At 42.2% G+C, this 21,381-nt stretch carries 23 protein-coding genes; 5 read left to right on the top strand and 18 right to left on the bottom strand.

Annotated features, from left to right (window positions below; genetic code table 11):
- The first annotated feature begins 155 nt into the window (after window positions 1–155).
- From Q7657_RS13500 to Q7657_RS13490, 3 genes are all read left to right on the top strand, one after another.
- A complete protein-coding gene (locus Q7657_RS13500) occupies window positions 156–1,379 on the top strand; it encodes an outer membrane protein transport protein (RefSeq protein ID WP_107164915.1) in 1,224 nt (407 codons plus the stop codon).
- A gap of 353 nt (window positions 1,380–1,732) precedes the next feature.
- Window positions 1,733–3,070: an outer membrane protein transport protein gene (locus Q7657_RS13495; protein WP_107164914.1), complete on the top strand. Its 1,338-nt coding sequence runs from the start codon at window positions 1,733–1,735 to the stop codon at window positions 3,068–3,070.
- A 408-nt stretch (window positions 3,071–3,478) separates the two neighbouring features.
- A complete protein-coding gene (locus Q7657_RS13490) occupies window positions 3,479–4,513 on the top strand; it encodes a trypsin-like serine peptidase (RefSeq protein WP_107164913.1) in 1,035 nt (344 codons plus the stop codon).
- Window positions 4,514–4,602: 89 nt separating this feature from the next.
- On the opposite strand, the gene Q7657_RS13485 is transcribed toward Q7657_RS13490, so the two are convergent.
- The 10 genes from Q7657_RS13485 to ccmA all read right to left on the bottom strand — a co-directional run bounded on the left by Q7657_RS13485 (window position 4,603) and on the right by ccmA (window position 12,736).
- Window positions 4,603–5,409, bottom strand: coding sequence for an MlaA family lipoprotein (locus tag Q7657_RS13485; RefSeq protein WP_107164912.1), 807 nt, complete (start codon window positions 5,407–5,409; stop codon window positions 4,603–4,605).
- Between the two features lie 68 nt (window positions 5,410–5,477).
- The gene (ccmI, locus tag Q7657_RS13480; protein ID WP_107164911.1) at window positions 5,478–6,791 is read right to left on the bottom strand and encodes a c-type cytochrome biogenesis protein CcmI; all 1,314 of its coding nucleotides are present in this window, start codon (window positions 6,789–6,791) and stop codon (window positions 5,478–5,480) included.
- Entirely contained in the window at window positions 6,788–7,303 is a 516-nt protein-coding gene (locus Q7657_RS13475; protein ID WP_107164910.1) for a cytochrome c-type biogenesis protein, read from the bottom strand. The genes ccmI and Q7657_RS13475 overlap by 4 nt, the downstream gene beginning before the upstream one ends.
- The gene (locus tag Q7657_RS13470; protein ID WP_107164909.1) at window positions 7,303–7,857 is read right to left on the bottom strand and encodes a DsbE family thiol:disulfide interchange protein; all 555 of its coding nucleotides are present in this window, start codon (window positions 7,855–7,857) and stop codon (window positions 7,303–7,305) included. The genes Q7657_RS13475 and Q7657_RS13470 overlap by 1 nt, the downstream gene beginning before the upstream one ends.
- Window positions 7,850–9,832 carry a heme lyase CcmF/NrfE family subunit gene (locus Q7657_RS13465; RefSeq protein WP_107164908.1) on the bottom strand — a complete coding sequence of 661 codons (1,983 nt, stop codon included), beginning with the start codon at window positions 9,830–9,832 and terminating at the stop codon, window positions 7,850–7,852. Before Q7657_RS13465 ends, Q7657_RS13470 begins: the two co-directional genes overlap by 8 nt.
- Window positions 9,829–10,314: a cytochrome c maturation protein CcmE gene (ccmE, locus tag Q7657_RS13460; protein ID WP_053988514.1), complete on the bottom strand. Its 486-nt coding sequence runs from the start codon at window positions 10,312–10,314 to the stop codon at window positions 9,829–9,831. The genes Q7657_RS13465 and ccmE overlap by 4 nt, the downstream gene beginning before the upstream one ends.
- On the bottom strand, window positions 10,311–10,517 hold the full coding sequence (ccmD, locus tag Q7657_RS13455) for a heme exporter protein CcmD (protein ID WP_008986476.1): 207 nt from the start codon (window positions 10,515–10,517) through the stop codon (window positions 10,311–10,313). Before ccmD ends, ccmE begins: the two co-directional genes overlap by 4 nt.
- Window positions 10,518–10,524: 7 nt before the next feature.
- The gene (locus Q7657_RS13450; RefSeq protein ID WP_008986475.1) at window positions 10,525–11,259 is read right to left on the bottom strand and encodes a heme ABC transporter permease; all 735 of its coding nucleotides are present in this window, start codon (window positions 11,257–11,259) and stop codon (window positions 10,525–10,527) included.
- A 152-nt stretch (window positions 11,260–11,411) separates the two neighbouring features.
- Window positions 11,412–12,080 carry a heme exporter protein CcmB gene (ccmB, locus tag Q7657_RS13445; RefSeq protein WP_008986474.1) on the bottom strand — a complete coding sequence of 223 codons (669 nt, stop codon included), beginning with the start codon at window positions 12,078–12,080 and terminating at the stop codon, window positions 11,412–11,414.
- A 5-nt stretch (window positions 12,081–12,085) separates the two neighbouring features.
- On the bottom strand, window positions 12,086–12,736 hold the full coding sequence (gene ccmA / locus Q7657_RS13440) for a cytochrome c biogenesis heme-transporting ATPase CcmA (RefSeq protein ID WP_053988515.1): 651 nt from the start codon (window positions 12,734–12,736) through the stop codon (window positions 12,086–12,088).
- Window positions 12,737–12,851: 115 nt separating this feature from the next.
- Here ccmA and Q7657_RS13435 point away from each other — a divergent pair, with 115 nt between their 5' ends.
- Complete coding sequence (locus Q7657_RS13435; RefSeq protein WP_107164907.1) at window positions 12,852–13,712, top strand: hypothetical protein; 861 nt, start codon at window positions 12,852–12,854, stop codon at window positions 13,710–13,712.
- A gap of 2 nt (window positions 13,713–13,714) precedes the next feature.
- Window positions 13,715–14,023 carry an EscU/YscU/HrcU family type III secretion system export apparatus switch protein gene (locus tag Q7657_RS13430; RefSeq protein ID WP_107164906.1) on the top strand — a complete coding sequence of 103 codons (309 nt, stop codon included), beginning with the start codon at window positions 13,715–13,717 and terminating at the stop codon, window positions 14,021–14,023.
- A gap of 3 nt (window positions 14,024–14,026) precedes the next feature.
- On the opposite strand, the gene Q7657_RS13425 is transcribed toward Q7657_RS13430, so the two are convergent.
- The 8 genes from Q7657_RS13425 to cheY are packed head-to-tail and all read right to left on the bottom strand — an operon-like array spanning window position 14,027 to window position 21,348.
- Window positions 14,027–14,461, bottom strand: coding sequence for a DUF2802 domain-containing protein (locus Q7657_RS13425; RefSeq protein ID WP_053988518.1), 435 nt, complete (start codon window positions 14,459–14,461; stop codon window positions 14,027–14,029).
- Complete coding sequence (locus Q7657_RS13420) at window positions 14,461–14,955, bottom strand: chemotaxis protein CheW (RefSeq protein ID WP_107164905.1); 495 nt, start codon at window positions 14,953–14,955, stop codon at window positions 14,461–14,463. The genes Q7657_RS13425 and Q7657_RS13420 overlap by 1 nt, the downstream gene beginning before the upstream one ends.
- Before the next feature lie 24 nt (window positions 14,956–14,979).
- A complete protein-coding gene (locus Q7657_RS13415; protein WP_107164904.1) occupies window positions 14,980–15,930 on the bottom strand; it encodes a chemotaxis protein CheW in 951 nt (316 codons plus the stop codon).
- Window positions 15,923–16,699 (bottom strand): ParA family protein, encoded by a 777-nt coding sequence (locus Q7657_RS13410; RefSeq protein WP_107164903.1) that lies wholly within the window; start codon window positions 16,697–16,699, stop codon window positions 15,923–15,925. Before Q7657_RS13410 ends, Q7657_RS13415 begins: the two co-directional genes overlap by 8 nt.
- A 10-nt stretch (window positions 16,700–16,709) precedes the next feature.
- Window positions 16,710–17,882, bottom strand: a complete 1,173-nt coding sequence (locus Q7657_RS13405; protein WP_107164902.1) for a protein-glutamate methylesterase/protein-glutamine glutaminase — start codon at window positions 17,880–17,882, stop codon at window positions 16,710–16,712.
- Window positions 17,883–17,941: 59 nt separating this feature from the next.
- Window positions 17,942–20,215 (bottom strand): chemotaxis protein CheA, encoded by a 2,274-nt coding sequence (locus Q7657_RS13400; RefSeq protein ID WP_107164901.1) that lies wholly within the window; start codon window positions 20,213–20,215, stop codon window positions 17,942–17,944.
- 9 nt (window positions 20,216–20,224) lie between these two features.
- Entirely contained in the window at window positions 20,225–20,944 is a 720-nt protein-coding gene (locus Q7657_RS13395; protein WP_008986464.1) for a protein phosphatase CheZ, read from the bottom strand.
- Window positions 20,945–20,976: 32 nt separating this feature from the next.
- Window positions 20,977–21,348: a chemotaxis response regulator CheY gene (cheY, locus tag Q7657_RS13390; protein ID WP_005370326.1), complete on the bottom strand. Its 372-nt coding sequence runs from the start codon at window positions 21,346–21,348 to the stop codon at window positions 20,977–20,979.
- Window positions 21,349–21,381: the final 33 nt, after the last annotated feature.

Genomic DNA, 21,381 nt, shown 5'->3' with positions numbered 1-21,381 from the left:
ACGCAAATCACTATAAATTTCGTTAAAAAGTATTTTTCTTCAAATATAGCACTGGTCTGCTTTGATCTGTCCCTCCATCCCCCTACAATCACCGCAAATTAGCGAAAATAGCTAATAAAAAACAATAAAATATAAAATTAGGAATTATTCTAAGCATGAATAAGAAGCAAATTTTCACTCGTTCAGTTATTACTGCTGCGATCGCTTTAGCCTCTTCACAATCTATGGCAGCAGGGTTTCAGTTAAACGCACAATCTGCGACTGGACTTGGTCGTGCATTCTCTGGTGATGGCGTTATTGCTGACAACGCATCAACAATGGCAAAGAACGCAGCATCAATGACACTATTTGATGCACCTGCACTTTCTCTTGGTGTTATCGCAATCGACACTGACGTTAAAGTAAAAGATGCAACATACAACGGTCGTAGCATTCCTGATGAGCAAATCGGTGGTACAAGCTACGCGCCAAATATTTACTACATTCAGCCGATTAACGATAAATTTGCTGTTGGTGCATCGCTTTATTCAAACTTTGGTACAAAAACAGAGTTTGGTGATAACTACAAAGCGAATGCTTTTGGTGGTTTAACTGACGTTAAAAGCGTGAACTTAGGCTTAAGTGCTGCTTACCGCGTAAACCAACAGTTAAGTATTGGTGGTGGTTTAGATGTGATTTACGGTAGCGGTAAATTAAATCGTTACATTCCTGAAGGTAAAGTAGGTCCTTTTGACACTCCAAAAATTAATTTACTTGATATTGATGCCGATGGCGTAGCACTAGGTTTCAACCTAGGTACTATCTACGAATTAGATCAAAATAATCGTTTTGGCTTATCGTACCGTTACAGCCCTACGCTAGAAGCGAAAGGCGATATGCACTACGCTGCGGGTAATATCGATGGTCAAAAGCTAAAAATGCCACTGCCTGATATGGCTGAATTCTCTGGCTTTAACAAGCTAAACGATAAATTTGCCGTTCACTATAGCATTCAATGGATCCGTTGGAGTGAGTTTGACGTACTTGAAACAACGGGTGGCGTTAAACTGAATGATTACCAATGGCAAGATGGCTGGCACTACTCTATTGGTGGTACATACTACCTAAACGACCAATGGACACTACGTGCTGGTTACATGCATGACACTAGCGCACAAGATAAGAAAACATCTATTTCTGTGCCTGATTCAGATCGTAACTGGCTATCAGGCGGCTTTAGCTACCACCTTGATAGCAAGTCTACCATCGACTTTGGCTTAACTTACCTAATCGGTAAAGATGTTAAAGCGGATGAGAAGAATCCTATTGGTATGTCAGTAGACGCTACAACGCGTGCAAACGCATGGTTGTACGGCCTACAATACAGCCGTTCGTTCTAATTTCAGCGTACACTTGAACGCTAAAATAATAAAAAGGAGCCGTTTGGCTCCTTTTTTGATCTTTTCTCCATTACCTTCGCCACACTTTCCCTTCTTTTATTCACTCTACACCACCAATAACTGTTTAAATAACACTCAAAACAATCACCTTCCTGGTACAGCTGTACGCTGAAAACAGATCAGACCAGATTAAACAGAACAAAAAACAACGGATAAAAAACCGCAAATAAATAATTTAATGGAATATTATTCCAATAAATAGAAATCACATCGATAATTTGCCACGTTCTTATTTGATAAGAGTATCATTTGCGACTTAGTTTCAGCGAACAAGTAGCTATACATATATAACAATGAATAAGAATAAAATTACACTATCGTTAACAGCAGCATTAGCACTAGGCATGAGCACTAACGCTTTAGCTGCAGGTTTTCAATTAGCAGAATACTCAGCAACAGGTCTAGGTCGTGCATTTGCAGGTGAAGCGGCAATGGCGGATAACGCTAGTGCACAATTCCGCAACCCAGCAATGCTAACTTACCTTGATGGTACTCAAGTATCTGTTGGTGCTATTTATGTCGATCCAAATATCGATGTTAAAGGCGATCTTCAAGTAAATGGTCACACTATTGATCAAACTGAAGCTCGTAATATTGCCCACAGTGCTGTTATTCCAAACTTCTACATTTCTCGTCAGTTAAATGACAAAGCCACTTTAGGTTTGGCATTCGGCACTAACTTCGGTATGAGAACTGATCTGGGTACACAATTCTCTGGTTCTATTTTCGGTAACCAAGCTGAAGTGCACACCGTTGAGATCAACCCTAACCTTGGTTACAAAATCAATGATCAATTTAGCGTAGGTGCAGGTGTACGTTACATCATGGCAAAAGGCCACTTTGGTGCAGCTCTGCCAAGCACACTCCCTAAAGCTATCGCAGGTCAACTTCCTCCAGCATACCAATACATGTACAACAAAGGATTAGCAGGCCAAAACCTGAAATACATGGAAGGTGAAGATAATGCTTGGGGCTGGCAAGCTGGTGCTGCATGGCAAATTAACCCTACCAACCGCATTGGTGTTAGCTACCACTCCGCGGTTAAATTAGATCTTAGCGGTCATGCTAGTGGTTTAGCTTATAAAAACCAAACATTACCTGGTTCCTTGCCTTTAGAACTTCCAGCATCAGCTGAAATTGCAAGTTTCCACCAACTTAATGATAAGTGGGCAGTACACGCAAGTGTTAACTGGACAGACTGGAGCAGCTTTGAAAAATTAGAGGCAAACATTCCTGCAATGGGTGGTAACGATCTAATCAAGCAAGAAAACTGGAAGGATAACTACCGTTTCGCTATTGGTACTACTTATCAAGCAACGGAAAAACTAGCACTTCGTTCGGGTATTGCCTACGACACAGCAGCAGTTGATGAAGCACATCGTACTCAAACCATTCCTGAAACGGATCGTACTTGGCTAAGCCTAGGCGCTGGCTATCAATGGTCTAAAAACCTAACTCTCGATGCTGGCCTAACATACGTTTACGCTAAGAAAGCGCACTTAAACGAAACTGATGGTAAGATCAATGCCATTGCAAGTAGTGCTCTAAAGCAACCAACACAGCTATCATTTGCAGGCACAACCTCTGGCGATGTATGGCTAGCGGGTGTTCAAGCAAGCTACCGTTTCTAAGCTAATACCTCTATATTAGAAATAGATAAAACGCCTCTTTTCATAGAGGCGTTTTTGCATTCTTTTATATCGATAAAATTTCATTTAATTCCAATAAACAGCAAAAAAGTACATTAATTGAGTAAAAAATCATCTAGATCTCATATAACCTATCGTTTATCATTCCTGCGAAGTTGATACTGAAGAGCTCTTTTGAGCTCAGATACCGATTTGAATATTGTAGCTGCACAATATAAATATCAGCCACTACCATAGTATTTCATCATCACTATCCGCCAGTCATCACTCTATCACCACGGATTAATATTCGTCGGTGTATATTTGTCAGTCCGTTTACTCATATTTATCAAGAAATAGAAAGGCTTAAATAGCCCAATAATTTCTTGCGCTCTTTTTTACTTGGATTTTATGAAACAAAAGAAATATTTATTAGTGTTAACTACGTTGTTAACAAGTCAGGCTTTTGCTATTGAAAATGGTAAAAATGTATTAAATACACAACACCAAACAATTATTCAAACCACAACAGATAAATGTACGGGAAATTTAATTGCGGGGAAATGGCTATTAACTGCTCAGCATTGTTCTGACAAAACACTACCTGTTATTAGTACTTATGAAGATCATCGTATATTGGTTGAAGAGCAAATAAATTATGATGATAGTCCCTACTACCATAATGAAAGTATTGATATTGCACTTTGGAAACTCAGTGCAACGGCACCATTCAATCAAATTACACCATTATCGATAAAGCCTAATTATTCAAACCAAGATATTAATATTTATGGCTATGACAGTAATAGTGAACAAGTAAGCAAAGTTCCGTTGATCATAACATCACAATCGAATGAACAGACTCCGATAGTAAAAAGTGTGGTACTAAAAGGGAATGGAACCTTAGTTGCAGGTGACTCTGGAGCCCCTTATATCAATGCTAAAAACCAAATTGTCGCTGTACATCAAGGTATCGAAGGTGAGTTATACCGTGGAACAACAATAGCGAGTGCAAAAGATTTTATTCTAAACACTGTCAATGGCTGGAATTATCCAACATTGATTTCTAATGTTAAAGGTCAAAAAGTCATTACGTTACAAAGTCTTCACCAAGATGACGTGATTGATCAAGCCTATGCTGACGGTGATATCACGCTCGATGTTGCACAATCAACATGCATGCAAGGTAATATTCACCCATTTGATACCTGTACTTATGTGATTAATAGCCAAGGTAATGAAGGGACTTTAATATTATCACCAACAGAGCAAATTATTATTAACCCTGATATCGAAAATAATAGTACAGGAAAAGATAATAACGATAAGCCTGATCCAATTATTACCGATAACAATGGTGGCGGTGGTGGTGGTGGTGCTTTTAATTTATCAGCTTTACTTTCACTACTGTTCATTATTTTATTTCGTAGAAAAGCTAGACACTAATATCTAATTATTACGACTTACTCTTAATTCAGAAATAAAAAAGACCTCTCGAAGAGGTCTTTTTTATTATCAATTAATGACGATATTATTTAATCGCCATCGATTTCATCAAGATAACTATCATCAAAGTTATCTGCTTTCTGAGCAGGCTGATCTTCACCATATGTAGCAATAAAGTCTTTATATTGAATATACGCATCACGTGTAAAGACATAAGGATCAGGAGAATTCTCAAGCATAGCTTCTTGCTGTACTAATGCTGCGCGATCTTCCATACCTTCAAATAACCACTTACCTAACCCTTCCCAGAAGTTAAGTAAGCCTAACATTGGGTAAAGCTGATCTGCCGAATCACCAAAGCCACGGAAAGTCACAGGGCCATAGAACGGTAACATTAAATAAGGACCATTAGGTACACCATAGTAACCTAACGTATCACCAAAACGACGTTCGTTCGGTTTATTAATATCAGCAGCAGACGCAATATCAATTAAGCCACCCAAGCCAAAAATGGTGTTGATCCAAAAGCGATTAAAATGGGTAACGGCTTCTTTGCCATTTAACGACAGAATACTATTCACCATGCTCGCTGGCTCATCTAAATTCGATAAGAAATTCATGATGCCTTTACGCACAGGTGTTGGTGTGTAATCAACGTAAGCCACTGATACAGGTCGAGCAATGTATGGATCCAGATAATTATAATTCAAATTCCACATTGCGCGGTTAAAACCCTCAAATGGGTCATATACACCGTTATTATCATTGCTACTATCTGCATCTATGTGATCAGAAATGTTGCTAGAAACAATGTGATCTGACGGTTCATCCGGTGTTTGTGCACAGCCGATGATCCCGATCGAGAGCGCAATTATAAGTAGTAAATTTTTATTCAAAACACATATCCAATAAAAAGCAGGCTGGATAATGATATCCAGCCTGCTCCGTTTGTTCCAGTATTGAATTAATATTGTTTATTAATTAATACTTTTGTATCACCACCAAGCATGACTTTCTGGCTTTCGCCATACCAGTCACCTTGTTTAGTCATTACATTGCCATCACTATCAATTCGCGCACGAATCAGCATTTCAGATAACGACGATAGCTTGCGCTGCGGCATCATGCTGTCTTTATCTGTAAGCGTTATGGTTAATGGGAACTTCGTTGTTAACGGCAGTTTCACAGCAGCGATTGGCATTGGTGCACCATCAGCACTGTGTACCGAGATAATAATGTCACCTTGCTTTGGCATCACAACATCTGGTGCCAGTGAAATGGTTGCTGTTACTTGCTGCTTCGCTTGTTCTGCATCAGCTTTAGGTGTTGCGTCTGCTTTGACTGCACCAGCGGCTTCTGCACCAGCGGCTTCTGCACCATTAACAATCGCCATTGCTTTGTTATCAGCATCTAAACGTGATTGTGCTCGTTCAATACTGCGATCTAGCATAGGAACACGTGAATCATTCGGGCCAATCAGTTTCTTCATCATGGTCCAGTAAGCAATCGCTTGTTTGAATTGATTCTGCTCAAATGCATCAAACGCCAATAATGATAACGCTTGGGTATTAGTGTGATCATGTTTAATCACTGCACGTAGCAATTGACGAGCTGTATCACTTGCACCCGGTTTACCACTTAGCATGAGTGACTGTGCATAACCTAGCTGGATATCACTATCCATCGGGTTAAGATCATAAGCACGCTTCATTGCCATTTCAGCGGTTTCGCCATCACGGTTCGACATTGCAATACGACCTAGTAGTAACCAACCCATAGGATCGTCACCATCGTCATGCAATTTCGTACGTAGCGCTAGCGTTAGATCTGCCATATCTTGATCTGATAACGGTTCATTAGCCGCATTATCGCCAAGTAAACGCTTGGATAGCTCAGGTAGACGATTCACCGCATCGTGCCAATCTTCAACCTTTTTAATACCGCCAACAGAAGCGTACATACCATAACAAATACCCACAATTAAAATGATACCCGGAAGTAACATTGCAGGACTGACATGTACTGATTTCTTCACTTCACCTTGAGGTAAGTCATCAAGTAATGACTGTTGCAGCTCAGAAACTAATTCTTGGCGATTCTCAACCAAACCTTCTTCAGATTCGTGTTCAAGCTCATGAATACGATCTTTAAAGAATGCTTTATTTAATTCATCTCGACTTGCTACGTCGTCATACTCTTTGCCATACAACATAGGTATTGCAAAAAATGCCATCGCAATAAGCACTAAGACAGCAGTTATAATCCAAAACAGTGTCATTTATTTACCTTTGATTGAGTATCAACACTTTCAGCATCTTGCTGCTCCATTTCGGCAAGCAGGGCTTTTAAACGCGCCGCTTCCGCTGCATCTAATTGTGTCTCTTCTGCTTTTTCACCGTTCTTGCGTGAACGATAAACCAATACAGTAAAACCAATCACAATAAACAGAATTGGACCAACCCATAGGATCGCCGTTGATGCCGTCATTGGTGGATTGTAAGTCACGAAATTACCGTAACGGGCAATCATATAATCAATAATTTGCTGACTGCTTTTGCCTTCTTGTAATAACTCGAAGGTTTTCTGGCGCATGTCTTGCGCCAGTGTTGCATTAGAATCGGCAATATTATTGTTCTGACACTTAGGACAACGTAGCGTGGCAGTTAACTCTTGAAACTGCTTTTCTTGCTCTGCATTTTTAAAGTCATAAACATCAATGGATGCAAATGCTGGTAATGCAGCTGTTAGCGCGATAGTCGCCGCGATAACCATGGCAAATAAACGTTTCATTAGCTTTTTGCCTCCGCTTTTAGCTTGTTGTATAACGGCTCTAATGTGTCTTTCCAGTTCTCAGGATTCACATCACCGACATGGCGGTAACGAATGATACCATTAGCATCAATCAAGAACGTTTCTGGCGCACCGTATACACCAAGGTCCATACCTAACATGCCATTACCATCGTACAGTGTATGAAGGTAAGGATTACCCAATTCAGTTAACCAACCGATCGCTTTATCACGCTGATCTTTGTAGTTAAGACCAATGATCTTCACGCCTTGTTTAGCTAACGTATTAAGGTATTGATGCTCGGCATAACATGTCGGACACCAAGTCGCCCATACGTTTAATAGTAAAGGCTCGCCTTTGAAAATCGTTTGCTGATACTCATTCCCAGGTTGGAATAGATCTTCTAATTTAAAGGTCGGTACAGGTTTACCCACCAATACCGATTCTAGTTTTGTTGGATCATCACCATCAGCATTACGTGTTAACTGCACCATGAACATGATCACCAATGCAATAAACAGAACTAATGGAATAAAGAGTAATTTCTTATTCATGCGTTAATTTTGCCTCTGCTGATTTATCGTGCTTGGTTGCAGGTTTACGGAAACGGTAACGCTTATCACTGATCGCTAATGCACCACCCAGTGCCATTAACAACGCACCCGCCCACATCCAGTTAACAAATGGTTTGTAGTAAATACGTACTGCCCATGCGCCATCGCCTAGCTTCTCACCCATTGCAACATAAAGGTCACGAGTAATACCACTGTCGATTGCCGCTTCCGTCATCATTGAGCCAGCAACGCTGTAGAAACGTTTTTCAGCATGTAGCGTGGTCACGTTAATACCACGACGACTAATGTTGAAATCTGCAATGTAACCATCGTAGTTAGGACCATCCGCATCACGCAGACCCGCAAAGTGGAAGTCATAGCCTTTCACATTTACAGATTGACCCGGTGCTAGACGTAAATCACGCTCGATATCGTAGTTTGATACTAATGTAATACCGATGATTGAAATCGCTAAACCTAAGTGACCTAACACCATTGCCCAGTGACTACGACCTAGTTTACCTAGACCTTCAAAGAGTGTGTGACGGTGAGTTGCACGTTGGTATAGCTCAAAGCCATGCATCACGATGATCCAAATCGCCATCATCATACCTAGTACCGCTAGCGGCTCTACTACACTTGCCGTGAAGTAAATCAGTAGGAATGACAGTGGTAGAGTGATCAATGCAGAAATAATCATTGGCTTGCGAACATTTGCCAAGTTATCACGCTTCCAGCGAACTAGCGGACCGATACCAAGAATGAACGCAAATGGCACCATTAACCATGTAAATAGCGTATTGAAGAAAGGCACACCGATAGAAACTGAGCCTAAACCAATTTGCTTGTGCACTAACGGTAATAGTGTACCGATAAGTACAACCACTAAACCTGCAACCAATAAGATATTGTTGGCAAGCAATAGGTTCTCACGAGAGAACAGGCTGTAATTACCACGGGAGCGAATCTGACCACCACGTAGTGCGTACAGTAGCAAAGAGCCACCGATCACCACTACTAGGAAACCAAGGATAAACATACCGCGTGCTGGATCGGAGGCGAAAGCGTGAACCGATACCAGTACGCCAGAACGTACAAGGAAAGTACCTAGCAAGCTTAATGAGAATGCAGAGATCGCAAGCAGTACAGTCCATGCTTTAAATGTGCCGCGCTTCTCAGTTACTGATAGCGAGTGCATTAGCGCTGTACCTGCCAACCAAGGCATAAATGATGCGTTTTCTACTGGATCCCAGAACCACCAGCCGCCCCAACCTAGTTCGTAGTAAGCCCACCAAGAACCTAGTGCGATACCAACCGTTAGGAATGCCCATGCTGCAATTGTCCAAGGACGAGACCAACGAGCCCATGCAGTATCTAGACGACCTGTCATCAGTGATGCAATCGCAAAAGAGAAGGCAACTGAGAAGCCTACGTAACCCATGTAGAGCATTGGCGGGTGAATGATCAGACCCGGATCTTGCAATAGTGGGTTTAAGTCACGGCCTTCAACAGGGAATACCGGAAGCGTACGTAAGAATGGGTTAGAAGTAATGATGATAAAGAGTAGGAAACCTACCGCAATCATACCCATCACAGAAAGTACACGTGCAACCGACTCAAGAGGCATACCACGACTAAAACGAGCAACCGCTGTCGCCCAACCCGCTTGGATCAACACCCATAACAGTAGCGAGCCTTCGTGCGCACCCCATACCGCCGTAATACGGTAGTACCATGGCAGTAAGCTTGTTGAGTTGCTTGCAACATACGCAACAGTAAAGTCATTGCTATAGAACGACCAACATAAGATAACAAAAGACAGTGATAAGAAAGCAAAGATACCGTATGACAATGGACGAGCCATACGCATCATTGCTTGGTTACCAACTGCAGCACCATATAGCGGATAAATACTGACCAGTACCGATAAAGCAAGGGCAGCAATAAGGGCAAAATGGCCTATTTCAGGGATCATTGAGCACTACCTTGTAGTTGTTCTTCAGTATATTGAAGTTTTGAGTGATTTTTCTTCATTGCTTCAGCAACTTCAGGCGGCATGTAGTTTTCATCATGCTTCGCCAACACTTCGTGCGCTTTCACTGTTGTCGGGTTAACCAGCACACCTTGCGCCACAATACCCTGACCTTCACGGAAAAGATCTGGCAGGATACCATCATAAGTCACTGTTACCGCAGGGCCAGTATCGGCCACTTGGAAACTAACACGAAGCGATTCTGGATCACGTTTTACCGAACCCTTCACCACCATACCACCGATACGTAAACGCTGGCCGACTTCAGGTTTTGTACCATCAGGCTTACCATTTATCAGCTCTGTCGGGGTATAGAACAGATCCATATTTTGGTTTAACGCATACAGCACTAAGCCAACAGTTGCACCAAGGCCTAGCACTAACGCTAACACTAAGGCTAGACGCTTTTTACGTCTTGGGGTCATAGCGTGTTCTCCAGTTTCTTCGCTTCTTTAATACGTTCTTCACGCGCCATTTTATTTTTAATATCACCTAATAAACGACGCTGTGTTGCCATACTTGAAAAAAGGATCCATAGCATTGCGATAAATGAAATGCCGAATGAGCTCCACACATATGCTGCATAGCCGCCCATGGCAAAAAAGTCGCTCATAGAATCAAAATGCATACCGACCTCACTTGTTCACTAATTCACGCACCCAAGGGCGGTGACTTTCGCGGATAAGAATTTCATTGCGTAAACGGATCATGGTGACAGCACCAAAGAAACACGCAAAACCAATAATATTAATCAGTAGCGGCCATAACATGTCGGTAGACATTGAAGGCTTAGCAAATTTAGTAATGGTTGCGCCTTGATGCAGGGTGTTCCACCATTCCACTGAGAAGTGAATAATTGGAATATTAATCACCCCGACAATCGCCAAAATACCCGCCGCTTTTGCTGCAGTTTTGTGATCGTCAAATGCGTTATATAGCGCCATCACACCAAGGTATAAAAATAGCAGGATCAATTCAGAAGTTAGGCGAGCATCCCATACCCACCATGTGCCCCACATTGGTTTACCCCAAATTGCACCCGTGATCAGAGCAATAAAAGTAAACACAGCGCCAATCGGTGCCATTGCAGCCGCTGCCATATCAGACAGACGGATTTGCCACACAAGCCCGATAAAAGCGGCAATTGCCATAGATACATAAGCACCCATAGACCAAATTGCCGCAGGAACGTGCAGGTAAATTATTCTAAAGCTATCCCCTTGCTGGTAATCGGTTGGTGCAAACATTAAGCCCCAAATCGATCCAACAATAATGGAAATTAAGCTAATGATGGAAAACCAAGGTAGCAACTTACCGCACAGGCGATAGGTATTCTCGGCTTTAGCGTAGGGATGTAACCACTTCCACATAATGCTCTCTACTCTTTGTATAGTTATAAATACGTCTTGAATGTCAAAAACAGTCACAATTGCGAGTCAGGTATGACTGCCATTCGACATAATCAGTTTTGCCCTAAAGGGAAAATACAAAAGTGAGAGTGATACCACTCCCACTTATTTCATTAGTTAACGCTAATACGCAGCGATGCCGCCACAGCAAACGGTGCCAGTGTGACTGATGCCACCAACATAGCTGCCATTAAGGCTAATTGACCGTTATATGCCATCCCTAAGCCTGCCGCTTCTATCGCTGAGGTCGCGAATATAAGCACAGGTATATATAACGGTAATATGAGCAAGCTCAACAAAACGCCACCTTTTCGTAATCCAACCGTTAAAGCGACCCCAATTGCACCTAAAAAGCTCAATGTTGGCGTACCAACCAGCAGGGTTAATACAACCGCTACCCATGTATCCCAATTCAGTGATAATAAAATCGCCAGTAATGGACTAATGATAATCAGAGGTAATCCAGTCAATAACCAATGTGCAACCATCTTGGCAAAAGCCGATACCGCCAATGGCGTTGGCATCAATAACATTTGCTCAAGTGAGCCATCGGCATAATCATCACGGAACAGGCGCTCCATCGACAACAATGCCGCAAGTAATGCTGCAACCCAGATGATCCCCGGTGCAATACGCGCTAACAGTTTTGGCTCAGGACCAATACCTAATGGAAACAAGGTGATCACAATAATAAAGAACCACAACGGGTTCATTACATCGGCACGACGACGAAAGGCAATTAATAGCTCACGACGAATAATTTGAATTATAGAATTGAGCATAGTGATCACTGCCCTAGCTTAATTTTTCTTAGGTGATTACTGTCGGTAAACATATCTTGGTGAGTGGTTAATAGCACCATGCCACCACGCTCGACATGGGACAGAAACAGGTTTTCAAGTACCTTTACCCCTTGCTTATCAATCGCTGTTAAAGGCTCATCAAGCACCCATAACTTATGATTACTCAACCATAAACGCGCTAATGCTACACGGCGTTGTTGACCTGCTGATAACTGCCCCGCAGGCACATCCTCACGCCCCGCTAACCCCACATGAGCGAGTGCTTGCCATAATGCATCATCACCGGTGACCTTTGGCGAACCCTTGAGATCTGAGCCTTCATTGCATTTATGCATTGCTTGAAAGAAAGCCAAGTTCTCAAAGGCTGTAAGTTCACGCTTAACGCCTGTTTGGTGTCCAAGAAAAAGAAGTTCTTGATGATAGTCTTCACGGGCGGTATGAATATCTTCTTGATTCCAAAATACTTGCCCACTATCAGCACGGCCTAAACCAGCAATAATACGTAGCAATGTCGTCTTGCCCGCACCATTGTGGCCTTCTATTTGAACCAACTCACCGCTGGAGATTGTGAAACTAAGTTCATCAAACAATAAACGTTCGTCACGAACGCAGCTTAAGTCTGCTACAGACAACATATAAATGATGTATCCTAGGTGTTACAAATCAGCCCGCATAATATCACAATGGCTCTTAAATTAGGTAAACTGCGGACGTATTCATGGTTAACGAACGTAAGTAAATGTGAAATAAATGCGCATTAATTCAACACCATCTCACACAGCAAATGCAGCTCAAGCTGCGCCAACTGACAAACCGCAAGCAAGCAGTATTGGTCGTCAAACGCCATTATTGGCGAGTTTAGAAACAAAAGCATCAAACCCTGTTTCTCAACTGCCGCAATTATTGTTATCCATAAACAGCTTGCAACGTTTAGTTACACTTTTATTCAACCCGTTAAACTCTGGTACAGCTAAATTAACCACACCGTTGCCAAATAACTTGAATGCTATTTTTCAGCAACTTTTCGCCCCCAATAATCAAGCAAGTTTAATTGCTTGGTTACAACAAGGTGGCGAAAGAAAACCACTGGCACAATTGTTACAACAGCTATCACACCCACAGAGCCCATTAAATCAATGGCTAAAAACATTAAGCCTTGACCAGCAACAAGATGTGACAGCCTTGCTACGCCTAGCTGGAGAACAACGTGGCCCAGAAACGCAGCGAGCGCAAGAAAGCAATAGCATTCACCTTCAATATCCAATAAGTAACGAGCAATTTATTGATATTAAAGTAAAAAAAGACAGCGATGATTCGAGTTCAAATGCTGATAAGAATATCAATTCCTGCTGGACGGTCAAATTGACATTACCTATTGGTGCAATCGATATTTTGAATGTTACAGCGCAATGGAAAAATAGCGCCCTCAATACTGTATTTGCTACCACTAATATCGCTTTGCTAACTCGGGTAGAAAAAGTGACTCCCCTGTTATTAGCTCGAATGAAACAACTTGGAATTACCTGCGAAACACCAAGCTTTCAACATCAGCTAAACACAGATATTGAAGCCGAACATATTTCCCATACAGGATTGCTCATCAAGGTTTAACGATGGAAAAAAATAAAAGTTCCGCTACAAGCGCCATTGCCTTGAAATACGATGGCGAGAAAACACCTTATATTACCGCCAAAGGCCATCAGCAATTGGCTGAACACATTATCGAACAAGTAAAACAGCAAGGCGGGCTTATTCATCAAGATCCGGTATTAGCACAATATCTCAATAGTTTTGAGATCGGTGATGAGATCCCACAAGAGCTCTATTTGATCATTGCGGAATTAATCGCTTTTTCATGGTACTTAAACGGCAAAACCCCTCCGGGTTGGGAGGGGCTTGAAGATATTGACGTTGTTGTATGAATCTTAACGTCGACGTTTTTTTTGCATCGTTTGCTGCAAACGCAGTAGTAATTCGGCTTCAGCTTTTGGTAAATCGCATTCATTCATCAGTTCATGAACATCGGCACCAAGCTCTACCATTTTACTGGCTCGGCTATACAAGCGACCTTCTGGATCATTCATCATAATTTCAGTCTGACGATCCTCAACCACTTCTAATTGATGTGACATATCAGCCAATTTATGGCTCATACCCATAGTGCCTGCGCGCAGTTCATTAAACTCTTTACTTAAACGCTCATTCTGTAAGCGCGCGTTTTTTAATACCGTTTCAATCGCTGCAAATTTCGTTTCTAAACTACGTCGTGCTTTTCGCTCTCGAAGCAATAACACGGTAAAAGTTACCATAGCTAAAACAGAAATCGCCGTTGGTAACCACTGCAATACAACTGTATTCATTACAAGTACGCCATCTCATCCCACTCTTCATCAGATAGCAGCTTGTTAAGATCAACCAGAATCAGTAATTGTCCTTCACGGTTACTTACACCCTGAATGAACTTCGCACTCTCTTCTGTACCGACACTTGGCGTACTATCAATTTCTGAGCTACGTAGATACACGACTTCAGCAACACTATCAACAAGAATACCAATAACTTGTTTCTCTGCTTCAATAATCACAATTCGAGTATTGTCAGAAATCTCACCCGGAATTAAACCAAAGCGTGAACGGGTATCAATAACTGTCACCACATTACCGCGTAGGTTAATAATACCCAGCACGTAATCAGGTGCGCCTGGCACTGGTGCAATTTCTGAATAGCGTAAAACTTCACGAACTTGCATCACATTAATGCCGTAAGTTTCATCTTCTAGCTGAAATGTCACCCATTGCAGAACCTGATCATTCGCTCCGTCTTTTTGAATCTCAGCGATATTTACCTGTGACATGCTATTCCCTCTTAAGGTCCTGAATTACTCAATACTATTTACGTCAAACCCATTATTTAGCATTGCAATCAATGCATTAACATGAATTAGCGCACACATTTTATCTTTTACCATACCCGCAAGCCAAGGACGTTTACCTGCCTTTTCACGCCAGCGAATATCATCAACATCTAATATTTTGGTACCATGTAGCTTATCGCTTGCAAGCCCCCACTGGCTTTCACCTAGCATGACGATATAGCGATAATTCCCACGATGCTCGTCATCAATCAACTTCTCAGGCATAACCCAGCGCGCCGTATCAACAACATCTAATTTTTGCTCTCTGCTTGATTGCAAACCAAGATACCAACTAGGACGCCCTAACAAACGGTTTAGCTCAGCTAATTGATGTATACCACCTAACTCTGTTAATGCGACCGCAAACATCACACCGTTAACTTCAAAGAACAAGGCTTGAAAGGCTTGCTCTGTACCATGATGTGTCCATTGCTCTGGCGGAATTAAACTAGCAGCAGGTGCTAACTCAGTCTCCACTGTCGGCACTTCAGTTGGTATCTCAACAACCACTTCGACTTGGGTAATCTCAGGCTCATTAAGTACTTCAATAGAAGTTAGCTCTTCAACGACAATCCGAGGCTGTTCTTGCTCTATTTGTGGCTGATTTGCAGTTAATTCGACATTTTGTTGAATATCATCAATATCAATTTCATTGACTCTACTCAGTAAGCGTTCAATATCTTGCAGCTTTGATGGTTCAACATAGTCAGTTTCAACTTGCTTGCTTGGCTCTACTGACTGCATTTTAGGCTGAATAACAGGAGCCGCTATTTCAATCTGTTCAATATCGGGCTTCTCAATATGTAAAGCAGCGTCTTGTACTTCTGTGGACACAGCAGCGTCATTTGATTCTTCTAACAAATCAAAGAAATAATCATCTAATGCCTGATCACTAGACAGTGGCTTACTATGCATGATTTTCTAACCGTTCCACATACTTCAATAAAGTTTTATATGCAAAAACACCACGACAACTGCGCGCGTACAATGATGGCGGCATATGCTTAATACTGGCATCACGAAACTTAGTATCGATCGGAATGGCTGATGCCCACACTTGCTCTGGAAAGCGATGTTTTAGCTCTTGCAATGTCTGTAATGATGCCCGTGTACGTTTATCGTACATCGTTGGCACTATAGTAACGTTAAAGCCTGACGGTTTTGAACGCTGCATGATCTGCAAAGTTCGCATCATTCGCTCTAAGCCTTTCATCGCCAGAAATTCCGTTTGTACTGGTATTAAAATACGGTTACTTGCAGCCAAGGCGTTCACCATCATCACCCCAAGAATCGGCGGACAGTCAATCAACACATAGTCATAATCATCAGCAAGACTACGTAATGCTTTTTTTAATACTAACCCCATGCCACTTCGATTACCCATCACGCGATCAAGGGTCGCAAGCGACATATGAGCAGGAATAATATCAATATTGTTAAATGCCGTATTTAAGATCAGAGGTCTAACGCTCGCTCTATTGACTTCGGTCAGTTGGAATAAATCAAATAAGCTAGCGGGTACTTGCTCTGAGTCGAAATTTAAATACGTCGTTAAAGAAGCGTGTGGGTCAGTATCAACTAATAAGACACGCTTATTCTGCTCACTCAGCAAGCCTGCTAATGTGATGGTTGTTGTTGTTTTTCCAACACCACCTTTTTGATTAGCAATACTCCAAACGATCAACCTTGAATCCTCACTGTAAACCTAGCTCAATCAAAATACATTCAGCGATACGATCTAAAGGTAAGTCATGACTTGAAATCCCCGCTTTTGCAACGGCTTGCGGCATTCCATACACAACACAACTTTCTTCATCTTGTGCCCAAATTGTTGAGCCGCTATTTTTTAACATTCTTGCACCATCACGCCCGTCTGCACCCATACCGGTTAACACCATAGATAATACTTTATCTTGATATACCTTGGCTGCTGAGCCAAACGTTACATCGACACAAGGCTTATAGTTCATGCGCTCCCCGCTATCGATGATGCGTAAGCGTGCAGCACCTGGACGACCATCGAGCATCATTTGCTTACCGCCAGGGGCTAAATAAGCCGTACCCGGTTTTAACACATCGCCATTTTCTGCTTCTTTCACACTGATCTTACAAAGGTGATCTAAGCGTGCCGCAAACGCTGCGGTAAAAGTCGCCGGCATATGTTGAATTAGTACAATGGGATATGGGAAGTTTGCTGGTAATTTAGTTAATATTTTCTGCAGCGCAACTGGTCCTCCCGTTGAAGTACCAATCGCAACTATCTGATATTTCTTCCCTGATGCTTTAAAGCGTAATGCCGGTTTTATTGCAGATGAACGAGCTGTTGGTGCTGTTCTGTTCGCAGCAAGCGACGACGTTGGCTCTGTATTTAAACGAGAAGTCAAAGAAGAAGGTTTAGAGACACTACTTGTTAATGACGAACTCGCTGGCGTTGAAGCTCGAGTAACCGCACTTCTTCGCATAAAAATACGCTTACGTGCTAATTCTGCTACGCGTTTTTGTAATAGCTCTACCGCTTCATCACGATTGCGAGCAATGTCTTCAAATTTCTTCGGTAAGAAATCAAGTGCGCCCGCATCAAGCGCATCTAACGTTGCTTTTGCACCATCATGTGTCAATGATGAAAACATTAAAATCGGGGTTGGCGAAACTTTCATGATTTCACGAACAGCTGTAATACCATCCATCACTGGCATTTCAATGTCCATGGTGATCACGTCAGGTTGTAGCTTTTGAGCGAATTCAACCGCTTCTTTGCCATTTACTGCATTACCAACGACTTCTAATCGACTGTCAGCATTAATGATTTCACTCACACGTCGACGAAAAAAACTTGAGTCATCAACTACTAATACTTTAACTGCCATGTCACTTCATCCCGTTGAAACTCTTAAAGGGGGTCATTGCCCCCTTTTTATTATTTAAATTAATGACCTGCGTAATGTTTTAACAGGCTTGGTACATCAAGGATCAAGGCGATATGACCATCACTGGTAATGGTTGCCCCTGCCATGCCCGGCGTACCTTGTAATAAGCTGTCTAGCGGCTTGATCACCACTTCTTCTTGACCAATTAGAGTATCAACTACAAAACCGATACGCTGATGCCCTATTTGAACAATCACTACATGACCATGACCACGATCTTTCTTCGCACCAGCCGTTACGCCAGATAACCAATCCTGTAGATAGAATAACGGGATCGCTTTCTCACGTACAATGATCGTAAGCTGACCATCAACGGTGTTGGTTTTATTTAAATCAAGGTGGAAAATCTCATTCACACTAGCCAATGGAAGAGCAAATGGTTGCTCACCCACGCCCACCATTAGGGTCGGTAATATTGCCAACGTCAGTGGTACTTTAATATCAATTCGTGTGCCTTTACCGAGCACAGAATCAATATGAATTGAACCATTTAACTGGTTAATACCGGTTTTTACGACGTCCATACCAACACCACGACCAGAAATATCAGAGATTTCTTTTTTGGTCGAGAAACCTGGTGCAAAAATGAGATTGTATGCCTCACTATCCGTTAAACGAGATGCAGAATCAGCATCCATTACACCACGCTCTACAGCGATATTACGTAGTTTTTCCGCATCCATACCGCCACCATCATCTTCAATGGTCAGCAAGATGTGATCACCTTCTTGAGAAGCAGAAAGTAAAACCGTACCGGTACGAGGTTTACCGATCTGTTCACGTACATCTGGCATTTCAATACCATGATCAACCGAGTTACGCACTAAGTGAACCAATGGATCGGCTAACGCTTCCACTAAGTTCTTATCTAAGTCAGTCTCTTCACCACGCATTTCAAGGACGATGTCTTTATTTAAGCTACGTGCTAAATCACGTACAACGCGAGGGAAACGACCAAAGACTTTCTTAATTGGCTGCATGCGGGTTTTCATTACCGCACCTTGCAGATCAGCCGTGACAACATCAAGGTTAGAAACGGCCTTCGACATTTCTTCATCGTTGGTATTTAAACCAAGGCTCACTAAACGGTTACGTACTAATACTAATTCTCCCACCATGTTCATGATGGTATCTAAAGTAGAAGTATCGACACGCACTGTCGCTTCGGCTTGCGGCTTGGCTTTTTCTTTTACCGCAACCGGTTTAGCTGCTCTTTCTGCTGGCGGTTGATGTGCAGCCGGTGCTGAGGTTGGTGTAGTGATCTGCTGATGAGTAGGCTCAGCTCTCACAACCGGCTCAGGTTTTGGCGCTTCAACCTCAGTTAAACTATTTGCTGCAGATTGTGCTGCTAACGCTTGCTCTTCAGGCGATGGACCTTTACCCACTCCATGAAGCTCATCTAACAAACGTTCAAATTCATCATCGGTCATGAGATCATCACTATCCCCTGCACCAGTATCATCAGGTACAGTGGATGTTGATGTGTTATCAGAAGCACTAGGTGTCGCTGATGTAGATGTTGCTGACGCATACTGACTATTGCCCGGTCCTTTACCTGAACCGTGTAATTCATCTAATAAACGTTCAAATTCATCATCGGTAATGTCACCGCTATCAAATTCAATTTGTGCAGTTACATTGGCTTGTGCCGTTGATTCAGAAGAAGCACTGGATGATGGACCTTGACCTGAACCATGTAACTCATCCAGTAGTCGATCGAATTCATCTTGCGTCATATCATCAACGCTATCACCAGCGGTTACACTGTCTTCAGCCGCTGATACAACAGATTCAGGCTCAACATTGACGATAACAGGCTGCTCTTGGACTTCTTCAGGGGGCGTCGGCTTGCTGGCTATAGGCGCAGCAGATTCGCCAGATGTCGGTGGCTGACTATAAAAATGAAGTGCATCAAGTAAGCGTTGCTCGGCACGATCAAGTGGTTCATGGGCTTTCACTTGTTCGAACATCACGTTAATACAGTCTAACGCTTCTAAAATAACGTCCATCAAGTCGGAAGTAACGCTACGTTTACCAGTACGAAGCAGGTCAAACACGTTCTCCGCACCATGACAGGCATCCACTAACTCAGTGAGTGAAAGAAAACCAGCACCGCCTTTTACCGTGTGGAAACCACGGAAAATTGCATTAAGTAACTCGGAATCGTCAGGGCTTCGTTCAAGTTCTACTAATTGTTCTGAAAGCAACTCAAGAATTTCACCTGCTTCAATCAAAAAGTCCTGCAGGATATCTTCGTCTAAATCAAAGCTCATAAATTTCCCCTAAAATCCAAGACTCGAAAGTAAATCATCAACGTCATCTTGTGATTCAACCACATCATTACGCTGCTCTGGATTGATAATTGGCCCCTCAGGCTTTAAGGCTGCTGCTTTATCATCAACCACAGTTTTCGAGTCTTGTTCCATGCCAAACGCTTTAAGAATTTCAACTAACCGATCTTCAACTTCGTGTACTAATTCAATCACGCGTCGAATAATTTGTCCGGTAAGATCTTGATAGTCCTGAGCCATCAGAATATCAGTAAGGTGATTGCGCAAAGTGCTACTGTCACCTTCCACTTGAACAAGCAGTAAATCAATATCGTGGCATAACGCTTTAAACTCACTTAAGCCGATCTTGCCAGCCATTAAGCGTTGCCACTGCGGATGCACTTGCAATAAGGTGTTATGCAATTGATCAGCAATGGGTAAAGTACTTTCAACTGCATCCATGGTTTTATTGGCTGCTTCTTCCGTTTTATCAATCACATAAAGCAATCGATCACGAGCATCAGGAATATCATTTCGTGCTAAGTCATTGATCCTAGGATCAAGACGAAAATTAATCAAAGAATCATGTAACTGACGAGTGATTTTCCCCACCTCAGCAAACATTGGTTCGTGGCTTTCTGCAACTAATGTTTGTACAAGCGAATTTGCTTCAGCTTGTTGTCCATTTTCTAGCAAGCTGACAAGCTCTTTTGCCTGTTCCAGTGAAATCATGCTTCGTTATAATCCTTATTTGCAGCTGATGGTTACTGTAAGCGCTCGAAAATTTTATCCAATTTTTCTTTTAACGTTGCAGCAGTAAATGGCTTAACAATGTAACCATTCACACCTGCTTGTGCAGCTTCAATGATCTGCTCACGCTTAGCTTCTGCTGTGATCATAAGTACAGGAAGGTGTTTTAGTTGATCATCAGAACGAATGTGACGAAGAAGATCGATACCTTGCATACCCGGCATATTCCAATCTGTAACAACAAAATCAAAATCGCCTTTCTTAAGCATTGGCAATGCCGTTAATCCATCATCCGCTTCTAACGTGTTGTTAAAACCTAAATCACGAAGCAGATTTTTAACAATACGTCGCATTGTTGAGAAGTCATCAACAATGAGGATTTTCATATTTTTATTCAAGTTTGCCTCCACTGAGAGCCA

This window comes from Candidatus Photobacterium acropomis (genome assembly GCF_030685555.1).
Classification (GTDB): Bacteria; Pseudomonadota; Gammaproteobacteria; order Enterobacterales; family Vibrionaceae; genus Photobacterium; species Photobacterium lucens.
The sequence above is the reverse complement of the archived record's forward strand: the minus strand, read 5'-3'. Positions and strand labels throughout refer to the sequence as shown.

Excerpts from the sequence above, each read along its gene's own strand:
- Q7657_RS13405 (WP_107164902.1), bottom strand. The coding sequence starts at position 17,882 with ATGGCAGTTAAAGTATTAGTAGTTGATGACTCAAGTTTTTTTCGTCGA.
- Q7657_RS13425 (WP_053988518.1), bottom strand. The coding sequence starts at position 14,461 with ATGAATACAGTTGTATTGCAGTGGTTACCAACGGCGATTTCTGTTTTA.
- Q7657_RS13415 (WP_107164904.1), bottom strand. The coding sequence starts at position 15,930 with ATGCATAGTAAGCCACTGTCTAGTGATCAGGCATTAGATGATTATTTC.
- Q7657_RS13435 (WP_107164907.1), top strand. The coding sequence starts at position 12,852 with ATGCGCATTAATTCAACACCATCTCACACAGCAAATGCAGCTCAAGCT.
- ccmE (WP_053988514.1), bottom strand. The coding sequence starts at position 10,314 with ATGACCCCAAGACGTAAAAAGCGTCTAGCCTTAGTGTTAGCGTTAGTG.
- ccmB (WP_008986474.1), bottom strand. The coding sequence starts at position 12,080 with ATGCTCAATTCTATAATTCAAATTATTCGTCGTGAGCTATTAATTGCC.
- Q7657_RS13490 (WP_107164913.1), top strand. The coding sequence starts at position 3,479 with ATGAAACAAAAGAAATATTTATTAGTGTTAACTACGTTGTTAACAAGT.
- Q7657_RS13495 (WP_107164914.1), top strand. The coding sequence starts at position 1,733 with ATGAATAAGAATAAAATTACACTATCGTTAACAGCAGCATTAGCACTA.
- ccmI (WP_107164911.1), bottom strand. The coding sequence starts at position 6,791 with ATGACACTGTTTTGGATTATAACTGCTGTCTTAGTGCTTATTGCGATG.
- Q7657_RS13500 (WP_107164915.1), top strand. The coding sequence starts at position 156 with ATGAATAAGAAGCAAATTTTCACTCGTTCAGTTATTACTGCTGCGATC.
- Q7657_RS13400 (WP_107164901.1), bottom strand. The coding sequence starts at position 20,215 with ATGAGCTTTGATTTAGACGAAGATATCCTGCAGGACTTTTTGATTGAA.
- Q7657_RS13420 (WP_107164905.1), bottom strand. The coding sequence starts at position 14,955 with ATGTCACAGGTAAATATCGCTGAGATTCAAAAAGACGGAGCGAATGAT.
- Q7657_RS13395 (WP_008986464.1), bottom strand. The coding sequence starts at position 20,944 with ATGATTTCACTGGAACAGGCAAAAGAGCTTGTCAGCTTGCTAGAAAAT.
- ccmD (WP_008986476.1), bottom strand. The coding sequence starts at position 10,517 with ATGCATTTTGATTCTATGAGCGACTTTTTTGCCATGGGCGGCTATGCA.
- Q7657_RS13450 (WP_008986475.1), bottom strand. The coding sequence starts at position 11,259 with ATGTGGAAGTGGTTACATCCCTACGCTAAAGCCGAGAATACCTATCGC.
- Q7657_RS13470 (WP_107164909.1), bottom strand. The coding sequence starts at position 7,857 with ATGAATAAGAAATTACTCTTTATTCCATTAGTTCTGTTTATTGCATTG.
- Q7657_RS13465 (WP_107164908.1), bottom strand. The coding sequence starts at position 9,832 with ATGATCCCTGAAATAGGCCATTTTGCCCTTATTGCTGCCCTTGCTTTA.
- ccmA (WP_053988515.1), bottom strand. The coding sequence starts at position 12,736 with ATGTTGTCTGTAGCAGACTTAAGCTGCGTTCGTGACGAACGTTTATTG.
- Q7657_RS13430 (WP_107164906.1), top strand. The coding sequence starts at position 13,715 with ATGGAAAAAAATAAAAGTTCCGCTACAAGCGCCATTGCCTTGAAATAC.
- Q7657_RS13475 (WP_107164910.1), bottom strand. The coding sequence starts at position 7,303 with ATGAAACGTTTATTTGCCATGGTTATCGCGGCGACTATCGCGCTAACA.
- cheY (WP_005370326.1), bottom strand. The coding sequence starts at position 21,348 with ATGAAAATCCTCATTGTTGATGACTTCTCAACAATGCGACGTATTGTT.